At 34.7% G+C, this 10975-nt stretch carries 11 protein-coding genes; all 11 read right to left on the bottom strand.

Translation table 11 applies throughout. The features are described 5' to 3' along the window. Positions 1-197: 197 nt before the first annotated feature. The 11 genes from R2R35_RS19045 to R2R35_RS18995 all read right to left on the bottom strand — a co-directional run bounded on the left by R2R35_RS19045 (position 198) and on the right by R2R35_RS18995 (position 10957). Positions 198-359, bottom strand: a complete 162-nt coding sequence (locus R2R35_RS19045; RefSeq protein WP_317731411.1) for a hypothetical protein — start codon at positions 357-359, stop codon at positions 198-200. Positions 360-674: 315 nt separating this feature from the next. Next, entirely contained in the window at positions 675-1313 is a 639-nt protein-coding gene (locus R2R35_RS19040; RefSeq protein ID WP_317731410.1) for an ABC-2 transporter permease, read from the bottom strand. Continuing rightward, positions 1273-2172 (bottom strand): ABC transporter ATP-binding protein, encoded by a 900-nt coding sequence (locus tag R2R35_RS19035; RefSeq protein WP_317731409.1) that lies wholly within the window; start codon positions 2170-2172, stop codon positions 1273-1275. Before R2R35_RS19035 ends, R2R35_RS19040 begins: the two co-directional genes overlap by 41 nt. Positions 2173-2174: 2 nt before the next feature. Next, positions 2175-2549: a GntR family transcriptional regulator gene (locus R2R35_RS19030; protein ID WP_317731408.1), complete on the bottom strand. Its 375-nt coding sequence runs from the start codon at positions 2547-2549 to the stop codon at positions 2175-2177. 211 nt (positions 2550-2760) lie between these two features. After that, positions 2761-3276 carry a hypothetical protein gene (locus R2R35_RS19025; protein ID WP_317731407.1) on the bottom strand — a complete coding sequence of 172 codons (516 nt, stop codon included), beginning with the start codon at positions 3274-3276 and terminating at the stop codon, positions 2761-2763. Between the two features lie 96 nt (positions 3277-3372). Next, positions 3373-4272: a helix-turn-helix domain-containing protein gene (locus R2R35_RS19020; RefSeq protein ID WP_317731406.1), complete on the bottom strand. Its 900-nt coding sequence runs from the start codon at positions 4270-4272 to the stop codon at positions 3373-3375. Positions 4273-4591: 319 nt separating this feature from the next. Continuing rightward, positions 4592-5014 carry an NAD(+)--rifampin ADP-ribosyltransferase gene (gene arr / locus R2R35_RS24500; RefSeq protein ID WP_331670297.1) on the bottom strand — a complete coding sequence of 141 codons (423 nt, stop codon included), beginning with the start codon at positions 5012-5014 and terminating at the stop codon, positions 4592-4594. 527 nt (positions 5015-5541) lie between these two features. After that, entirely contained in the window at positions 5542-6870 is a 1329-nt protein-coding gene (locus R2R35_RS19010) for an FRG domain-containing protein (protein ID WP_317731404.1), read from the bottom strand. Between the two features lie 655 nt (positions 6871-7525). Further along, positions 7526-8992 carry a helix-turn-helix transcriptional regulator gene (locus R2R35_RS19005; protein WP_317731403.1) on the bottom strand — a complete coding sequence of 489 codons (1467 nt, stop codon included), beginning with the start codon at positions 8990-8992 and terminating at the stop codon, positions 7526-7528. 289 nt (positions 8993-9281) lie between these two features. After that, entirely contained in the window at positions 9282-9911 is a 630-nt protein-coding gene (locus R2R35_RS19000; protein WP_317731402.1) for a DUF4397 domain-containing protein, read from the bottom strand. 134 nt (positions 9912-10045) lie between these two features. Next, entirely contained in the window at positions 10046-10957 is a 912-nt protein-coding gene (locus R2R35_RS18995; RefSeq protein WP_317731401.1) for a LysR family transcriptional regulator, read from the bottom strand. Between the last annotated feature and the right edge of the window lie 18 nt (positions 10958-10975).

The raw sequence follows: 10975 nt of genomic DNA, 5'->3' as shown, positions 1-10975 counted from the left end.
AATATTTTATTATAGCATTATTTTAAGATTTTATTTATTTTCTGCCAGATATATAAAATTTATGCAGTGTATTGTAGTTCTGAAGTCACTGCAAAAAAAATATCTCCAGTCACAGTTACGTGACTGAAGATATTTTTTCGTAATTATGAAGTTATTTTCGTTATAATTATATTATAAATAATATGTCTATCCATAATCTATTGAGATATTTTATCGGATCTTGTAAATTCCAAGCCTATATTCCTATGCTTTTTTTCAACCTTACCAGAGCCTATTTTTTTTTCGGCCTGCAAGTAACCGCCTTTGGCCTTTTTCTCTTCTATAAATTTTTTCATTTTTTCCATATCGTTTATTGACATTTTGTGTTCCACCTTTCAATTCTAAAACAAATTTACATGCTTTCTTAACACAACATAATACTGCTATTTCTATATCGCAGTATCAGAGCTTGAGCATTTAATCAAATGTATTATGTTCTAGAATCTATTATCACACAAACTGCTTATAGTTTCAACACAATTTGAAACTCACCAAATTTTAGTAAGTATATTTTTATTATTTTATTTGGCTTTATTAACCTTTATTTATTCAGAATGTTTAAAAGAATCTTTATTTAAGCTTATGTTATACTACTGGGTTTGTGTCAATAAAAGTGTAGTTAAACGTTTAAAATATCATAACTCTGCTTTTTTATAAATCTGTATTGATATCTTAACAGATACCATTAAAATAACTATGCTTAAGAGTATAGAGCCACCTAACAAAATTGAAGGATTTAACAAAACTAAAAAACTTATGTTCAAGCTTCTTTCTATCTTAATGATTTGCGGAAAAGCAAAAGAAAATGTCATAATAACTATTGCAAATAATATTTTTGTTTTTTCACACCCTAACTTGTAATGCACAGGCAGATAAACACTCAGTATTAATGATATAACTAAAAATAACATTACAGGCATTTTAACTCCCAAGGTACCTAATTGCGGAAACATAAGTGTATCAAATCCAAAAAACATACAACATGCCAAATAAATAATTAAACTAAAAACATATTTTGATAATACAAATTCGGTACGGGAATAAGGCAAAGCACATATTAAAGCTGACGCTTTAGGAAATTGAGTTTCTTTAAGGATTACATATTGCAGAAGCATAAAAACAGAATAAACGGTTATAAGAACAAAACCCAGTACTCCTGCATATTCAGGAATACTGGAAATCAAAAATGGCGGAAGTATGATACACAAAGCAATCATAATCAAAGCATATTTTTTAACCAGCAGAAAGTCTTTTTTCACCAATTGCATTAACATTATTTTTACCTCCTTTGATATTGCACAGCATTACATCTTCTATTTGTATTCGTTCAATGAGAACGTCAGGTATAGCTTTTTTAACAGTTTCAAGCTGATTCGTTATACCTGTAAATCCAAAAGCAGTTTTACTTAGATTCATAAATAGGTTTTCCATATCTTTCGTGAGGTTTTTCAAATCACCTTTTACTATCCTGTAACTGTCAAGCAAAAAATCCTTTTCTTCTTGAAATATTATTTTCCCGTTGTCTATCATAATCAACATATCAGCAATTTTGTCTAAATCAGATGTTATATGTGTAGAAAAGAATACACCTCTCCCGCCGTTATCCATAAATTCCTTTAAGATATCTAGAAGTTGCCTTCTAATTAGGGGATCAAGCCCGCTTGTCGGTTCGTCCATAATTAAAAGCTCTGCTTTGTGAGATAAAGCAAGGGCTAGAGCATATTTCATACGCATACCTTTTGAAAGATCAGTTATTTTTTGCTTTTGGTTGAGGGAAAATCTATCAATATATCTTCTGTATACTACTTCATCCCAAGATTTATAAGCGGAAGCTACAATGCTCTTCATCTCTAATAAACTCAAATCATCATAAAATCCGCCGCCGTCAAGAACAATCCCAATCCGCTCTTTTATCTTCTTCTCGTTTGTTTTCATATCCATTCCAAACACTCTAATATCACCGGATAATCTTGAGGTCAAACCTAAAATGGTCCTTAACGTGGTAGTTTTACCTGCTCCATTTATACCAATAAATCCAGTAATACACCCCTCTGGTAAGGAAAACGAAATATCCTGCAAAGAAAAATTCCCGTAGGACTTATGCAATCCACTAATTTCCAAAATGCTTTCCATTCTTACTCCTCCTCAAATAAAATAATCATCATTTCATTTAATTCCTGGATGCTAATATCTAGTGATTTTGCCGTTTGTATCATATCCTGCATTTTTTGCTCTACAAGACGCCGTTTCGAATCTCGTAACAGATCAACATTACTCGTTGATACAAAGGTCCCAATACCAATTTGACTCTTTATAAACCCTTCCTTTTCCAGTTCATCATATACCCGTCGAATGGTTAAAATGCTCACTTTCAAATCATTTGCAAACGCTCGTATAGAAGGTAAAGCATCCCCTTCTGCTAACTCGCTTTTTAAGATAGCATCTATAATTTGGTCTTTAATTTGTTGATAAAGAGGACTTTCAGAAGTATTTGAAATTAAAATTTTCATATCGTCCCTCCTAAGTGTGATGTATCAATATACACACCATACACTATAGTCACTTTTTTGTCAATATAATCCACAAAAATTTCTTATCTATTTCATGATGCTTAGGTTATCAATAAGAAAATATAAAATGTACCAATCGAATCCATTAAGAAAAGACAGTACCAATACTCGAATTTGGTACTGCCTTAAGATAAAAAAATTATAATCGTTGTTAATCAATTTGCAATGCATCTTCATTTGGTAACTTCTTGCTGCTGTCCAAAGTAGAAATCGTTATAGGAATAAATACTTCCAGCTGACCATATCCCAGCGCTTGCTCTAGAACTTCTGAAGTTTTATCTGATGTGATACGGCGTGTCATTCGATATCGTCCCGAACGAAAATCCAGTTCAAAATTATGTTCATTTATCCAAATTTTTAAATCATTAATTGTTTTCATTAAATCTTCAATATTATCATCTTTTGCTATAGCTGATACATACAACCCACCTAAGAAGTCAATAATCTCGAACCCTTTAGTATCTACCTTATCATTTGGTAATAATTTTATCCATAAAAAATCCATTGGTTCATTGAAACAAAGGAAATCGGGGCTTGTAAAAGGTGAACTTGCTTCATCACCTGAAATCCATTCATCCATAAATTCCAGAACTCCCTGAAACTCTCCCTTCCACCCTGATGCTACTGCTTTACATGTTTGGAATTCATTAATACGCGGTCTAAACATGATTAAAAATCTCCTTTAAAGTATACTTGCGTTTCCGCAGTAAACTTAGTATACATGAAAGTCTTATCGTTGTTTTGACATTTCAGGACAGGTTTTCTACACAGATTCGTTTTCAACTGACATATCAGAAGCCGGAAAAAATAATATGTAACCCAATTCATCATCATCGTTTTCAAAAACAGGCATTTTCTTTAAGTTCCATTGTAAGCCCTGAGCCGTATAATCATACTTCTTTTGGGCATGCCATGTACTGTAAATTGCATCTCCATGATTTTCTATTGGGTACTTTGGATAATTGAATACCACATATTTGGATTGAGGCACATGAATTATCTCAAATTCACGTAGCAGTTCGATGGGGTAATTTCCCTCAACCTCCGCTCCAAAGCATAGTCCACTGTTATCCTTTGAAGGAAAATATGCGCCGCATATGGTGATTACATTGGGCAATGAACCGATTTTGCTCATTATTCCTTCTTCCATGCAGATATCATAAAATTTACCCGGTGGCAAATTTTCAGTATTTCTTCTCGCAGAAATAAAAATCCTATCTGGTTTCACAATGATCCAGTTATCAACATTTCCAAAACGAAACAAGCCTTCATTCAAAGCACTATGAGCCGATTGATGTATAAATTGATTAATATGCCAATTTTTAGCTCTAACCTGTTGTTTTGTTTTCCTATACTCTCCGGGATTAAGCGCAAAGTTTTCTTTAAATGCTCTTGTGTAGCTTTCTTGTGACTCATAACCAAATTTGACTGCTATATCGATAACAGGTCTTTCACTATATTTTAATTCAAACAAGGATTTTACAAGCTTTCGCCAACGTATATACTCACTGACAGTTATTCCAGTTGAAAAAGAAAAGATACGGTTTAATTGCCTCAACGAATAATTAACTTCTTTTGCGGCATCATCAGGAGATACCGCATCATCAATGTTGCTCTCAATGTATTTTTTTACAGCTTCTACCGTTTCCTGATGTCGCTTCAATTATTTCACCTCAATTTTAGGTTTGTTAATGTCTGATTGACCTTAACAATATATAACATTTTCTCTTCTATCCACGCCCTAGTAGTATGAAAGTTATTATTTATTCATTTAACTCATTAACATACTTATAACAAAAAGAAACCTTCTGAAAGCAGTAGGTCAAGTTACTTTTCTTTTATTGGAAGTAATAGGTCAAGTTGTAAATAATTCATATCCGCATTGTGCTTTTGGATAAAATTATAGAGATTTAATGTCTCTTCAAAGCCTTGTCCAAGGTTTCTATCACCAGAATAAAGTAATCCAGTTGTTAAAAATATCTTCAGTTAATAATTTCACCTTTATTGTTAGCCAGTCTTTCACGCCAATTACGAAGTTCTTCTGGGGTCTGTCGCAGCCATTCTGTTACTTCACCAACAATTTTCAGGGGTTCCAGTGAACGATATGAACGTGTTGGATTGCCGGGAAATTTTTTATTTGTTACATTGGGGTCATTTTCAAATTCACCCAGAGGTTCAACAATATAGACACGTTCTCTTCCATCTCCTCTTGCCAATCCAGCAGCAAGTCCCGCTCCGTTTATTATGGCGGTGAAATAGATATGATTCATTTTAAGTTCAGGCTTATAATTTGAGATTCCACCTGGTGTAAGCAGCTCACCAATCTGCAAATCTGCTTTTGTTCCATGATAAAAGGGCCCTTTGTCATACTGTTCTAACTTACTGGACTCGGATAATTCCTTCATTCTGCCTGCCTCCTGAAAGTCCCCTAAGTCGTGATAGCATTGGGCAATGTTTGCATATAATAATGGCAGTGCACTTATTACAGCTATATTATTTATCTTTAATACAAGCTGCAACGCCTTCTCTAACCATTGTAATCTATCTGCTATATTTTTTTGGTACCGGCTGACATAATAGGCAGCAAAAAATCTTTCAAAATCGTCCGCAGCTTCCTTCCAGGCTTTCTGAAACAATAAAGCTGCCTCTTCTGCTTTGCTGTTTTCTTCCATACTCATTCCCTGAAGGCAGAGTTTTATTATATTATTATTAGGATCGAATTGTACATTCATCTTAATTACCTCTTTCTTTCGAAATAATAAATTAGTGATTCAACCATTATATCACATCATAATTAAAATAATTCACTAACAGGAATAAGAACACCGATACATTTTTACGATATATTATCTTGCTTAATTTTCACCAAGGTAAAGTCCTCAAGTTGAGTCGTGTTCAAATCTTAAGTTTACCTGACTTACTCAAATAATCCCTACAATTCGTCCGTATGATTTTTTATGTAATCTGCAACATCATCAATTTCCGGATATATTCTTGCCTTATTTATCCCCAAGGAGTTCAACTGCTTCTGGATTTTATCTTTTAAGCCAATAACACAGACTATCTTTTTGCCGTCTATATCTTTTGCCCTCAGATCTGTTATGGAATTCCTTGTTTCATTTCCGTAGATTTCGTCCAGTAAACCGCAAATAATAAAAGCACCCTCTTGTCTGTCAATTCGCCTGTTATTGCGGGATGGAATTACAATAACACTTCTGCATAGATCTTCAGGCAGCACTTCATCCTTGAAGCCGGGCCGTTCTAACCGTACCTCCTGAACCAGTCGTGTTATCCTTTTGTTAAAGGTATCCAAAGTCAAGGTTTTATCCTTTGAAGCGAAATAAAAGTCTCTTTGTACTGTATTTGTAAAGAGGGGTAAGGACGCTAATAAAGCTACTGTATCACTTTGGGGATACTTGATATTATCTATGTCTATTGAAAAAAGGATTACCTCTCCTGCATAGGTATCACGGCTTTCACATGCAAAATACAAAGCAATCAGCGGATTTTGTGTAATGTCCAATAGTCTTGTAGGTAATCCATAATGCTGCATTTCAGCCAATGTCTCCAGGTGATTTTTCATGCGGGAAAAATCACCCGGGCAATTTATCTGTAATTCCTGATACATCTTTTTTTCATTATGTAGCCACTCTTTCTTACGAAAAATGGATGGCAGCAATCTATAAGATATGTCACTATGTCCTCTGAAAAAAACTTTTTTCTCCGGAAGTTTGATTTCATCCAGTAAATCTACATAATTTGAAATTGACCGTATGACTCGTAAATCAACCGTATTAAAGTCGAAAAGGATTCCTCCTGAAATTCTCAGGTCAATATCACTGCTAAAGAAATTCCCAGACAACTCATACAGATACTTCTTCCAGAAACCAAACATCGCATGGGTTTTTTCGCTACGTTCTTCATAGGTGGGTATCGTTCGATAAATATAATATACAATTGCAAACATACTATAATAGTTCAGCAGTTTTATATCAAAAGCTTCTTTCTCTAAAACAGCTAAAAGTCTCTTTTTGGCTTCCTCTATGGTTTTAGGATATATTCGCTTAAATAGGCTTGCCAATGGTGAATTTATCTTGGCTAATTCAAAAGCGATTTCTTCCCTCTTTAATTGCGGTCTGTTAAACACTGAATTCATATCGCAATATCCTTCAGCCATTAATTTTTCAAAACAAATCTTTTTTAACGCTTCCTGTATCATGACATTATTACTCAGATCTTCATCAAAAAAGAAAAAAGGCATTCTTTTACTCCCCTTGCACTTTTATTTTTATTTCTTAAAATTCGTATTATAGAATATACATTTCCAAGTTCTGGTTCTGGTTAAAGTTATTCTCACATCCATTATATACCAGATTTTAACAGGTTTCAAAGGATTCTGCTGTTAATCTACAGAAAAATATCCGACTGTTTTCTATAAAAAATAGCTGTTACATTAAATAGTACTGCTAAAAGATTCCCCTGACTTTTCTTTACACACTGACCTCAAAACACCAGTCGATTTCATATGCTGTAATCTGACAGAATTGTATGATTTTAGCACATGAAGTCCGCAGTCTGTCTACCAGACAGCAAAGTAAAGGATAGCCCGAGGGAGTCTTACAGCCTTACAATTAATATGCAACAGCTCTCACGCTTACTTTATTTCATATAATTTCTTTATTATCTTTACTTAATAGCTTTATCTAATAGCTTTATCTAATAGCTTTATCTAATAGCTTTATCTAATAGCTTTATCTAATAGCTTTATCTAATAGCTTTATCTAATAGCTTTATCTAATAGCTTTATCTAATAGCTTTATCTAATAGCTTTATCTAGATTTCTATATCGATAATTCTATCTGCTTTCTTACAATGCATTGGGTAAGAATCCCAAAGGCTTCTTTTTTATAAACTTATTAAAATTCCGCACTAAACATATAAGCGGTGCTGTATTTGTCATAACCCTCTGGAAATACTTCTGCTGTCCAGTATTTATCCGGATATGGAATTATTACCCCCTGTCCAAGCATAATATTTCTGGTGACATCATACATGGCATCACTGTCATACCCCTCCCTTGCGTGCATTGCCTCCAAATCGCCAGTGAAGGTGGCATATGCATATTGGGATATATAGGGCAGACCTACCTTGCCATTGTTATAGGGAACAAAATCGAAAAAGAGAAAGCCATCCGGCACAGGGGTTTCCGCCTTCATAAACCGTCCCCAGACACCATGCCAAGGACCAACATCCACACCTAACCCATTATGATGCATAAACAAAACATCATAGGAAATATCCGATTTATACTCGCCCATACTGTCCAGCAGGTCAAATATTTTCTTACGGGCTTCCAGACTATTCATTTCCTCGCACTCCCATCCAATAAAGCGCATGGCAGGCATCTTCCTGTATTCAAAGCTTTCTACTGTGAAGTCCTTTTGCTGCCTTGCTACCATATCCGGCATAAACAGCGCCCACTGAACTCCTGCATCGCAGTCTTTCAGACAATTAATATATCCAAACAAATCTACACTATCCGTTCCGGTAGGGCCAGTTTTATTTCCGGCGATCTGTTCCCGTATCCTGGGCTCCTTCATGACTGAAAAGTCAGTAAATACTTTTGCTACTACCTCCTTCAGCCTCTTGTCGGCAGACTGCCCCGACAGCTCCTCATCAAATCGATCCAAGGCCTTGAACACTGCCTGGTTAACCACACCGGAAGGTTCTAATACCGATAGATATGTCCGAAGCTGAGCATTCTGATCTTTAAAGCGTGCTAATACTCCTTGTATTAAGATTTGCTCATTTTCTGGTAGTTTTTCATCACTCCACTGTGAATCATCCTGAATCCATTCGGTCAAGGCATCAAAAACACCGGGATTTTGGCCTCTTGCTTTTGCTGCCCAGTTAACAATACTTTTGTATTTCTCCATATCCGTCAATTTCTCGCCATTTTCTCCCGGCACATCGCACCAGTAAAACTCATCAATCAGATTACATGACATTTCAAATCCTCCTTGAATGGTAATGTTAATGGAAAGTGGCTGAAACAGTTTTACCTTTCCCGGCTGCACCTTTGATGGCGGTATGCCGTGAAACCTTGTAAATGCTTTGGAGAAGCTCTCCTGGGTATCATATTGATATCGCATAGCTACATCGATTATTCTGCTGTTTGGCTGTAACAAATCAGAAGCTGCCAAACTCATACGTCTGTAACGAATATACTCCCCGACGGTCATACCAATCACTACATGAAAAATAAGTTGAAAATGTGAGCTGGATGTAAAGGCCTGGTGTGATACATCCTCAATGTTAATATTATCGGTCAGGTGATTTTCAATATAATCTATAGCTCTCGTTAAGCTTTGTATCCAATTCATAAGCCACCTCCTTCCAAGGAGCATTATACAAAATTTGCGCTTTAAAAGTCATGTCTTAGAATACGACGTTGTGTCACTCATTCGTACTTTTTCTTTAAAAAATGCTTAATTATTCACTTCTTTCCCTTATTTTTCCTGATTATATATCATGTTACTGTATAAATCAACCATTATTTTACTTCTTCTTATTATTCCATATTATTATTTTAATAAGACCATTAGATGATGCGAAAAATCCATCCAATGCACATTGATTGTGAATTGAATGGATTGTTTCAACAGAATCACTTTATTTATTTTTTCCATCCATCAGTAATAATGCTTCCAGCTCAGGTTTTTCGCCTACAAGACCAATTGCATAAACCGTATAATACTCATCAGCGAAAAGGTTAACATCGGGTACTGTAAGTACAACATTTGAGGTTCCTGCCACCCTGACTTGCAGTGTATAGTTCATCGGTGGAACATCAATATAAGGCGTTATGTGCTTAAACGCAACATTACTAAAAACTACTGTCCCATCTGGTAACGTAATATCTACTGCAGGAGCATTCGGCGAAAGATGCAAGAATCTTATCAAGGCTTTACCTGGCTTTCTTCTTTCGTTAGAATCAGTAATAGCCAGTAACCCTATATCACTAAGCTTACCAACTGCAGCTACCGTTAATATAGAATTCTTATTCACTGTTAACATATTAGCTAAAACAGGTGAATTTCTTGTTCCAGCAACATAAAGAGAAATTTTATACGTTCCTTCAGGTATAGATAAATAATCTGTATAATTACCATAAGCAAGATTTCTAATAATTAATTTATCATCAGCATATACGTCAACATTAGGCGCGTCTGGTACCGTGTGTATTACACGAACATAACCCGTTGACATCTCATTATTAGTATATTTTGCATTGTTATACATTTGACCCTCACTACTAATATAGTATGGTATAATATATGCATAAATATATAAATATACTATTTTTGTTAAATTGTATTTGCTTTTACAGTATTCCATTAAAGGATAACAAAGGTACTTTCATTGTTTCAATCTTTTTATGTTTCCACCATCACTTTGTTGTTAAGCTTTAATATACGTAAAAATTCTTCTGAAGCTACGGATAATGGCATATCCTTCTTAATCCCAATTCCTAACGTTCTAGGTGTTATTATTTCGTCAAGTGGCACTTCATAAAGCTGTCCGTTTATTAGTTCAGACATAATATATTCTTTTGTCACGCATGCTACACCTAATCCATTTTTTGCAAATTCTACTATTAAATCCATATTGCTTAACTCTATCTGCGGATGAATATCAATTCCTTTTAATCGAAAAAACTCATCTATAAATGCTCTTGTATTTCCACCTCTTTGCAGCATAATAATTGGATAGTTATTAATTACATTTCGTATCTCCACCTTCTGTCTGGATAATTCTTTGTATTGCTCACCTACCACAAAGCAATCGTGTAGTTCAAAGGTATCTATGATTTCAATCTTATTCTCCTGCATCGGAATGAGATTGAATAAACCCAAATCAATTTCACCCAAATCTAATTTTCTCAATATCTCTAAGCTGGATTCATCTTTCATTTGTATTTTTATATTGGAATGTAATTTATGGAATTCACAAATAGACTTCATCAATGTATGTTTGCATATTTCACTACATGCAGATATTCTAATTTGTCCCTCCGATAATTCTCTCAATTCGCGATATTTTCTCTCCGCCATTTCCATCATGATGTATCCCTGTTCAATATACTGATAAAGTACACTTCCCTCAGATGTTAAGGTAACACCTCTAGCATTTCTATAAAATAAAGGACCTCCGAGTTTAAGCTCAAGTTGCCTGATTGACTGGCTAATGGCAGGCTGGGAGGTAAACAGCTCTTTTGCAGCTTTTGAAATACTTCCCACTTTGGCTGTAATATAAAATATACGATAAAGTTCCAGATTAATGTACATATAATTTTTTAGTATACC

The organism is Anaerocolumna sp. AGMB13020, from assembly GCF_033100115.1.
GTDB lineage: Bacteria > Bacillota > Clostridia > Lachnospirales > Lachnospiraceae > Anaerocolumna.
This window is presented reverse-complemented; position numbering and strand designations above follow the sequence as displayed.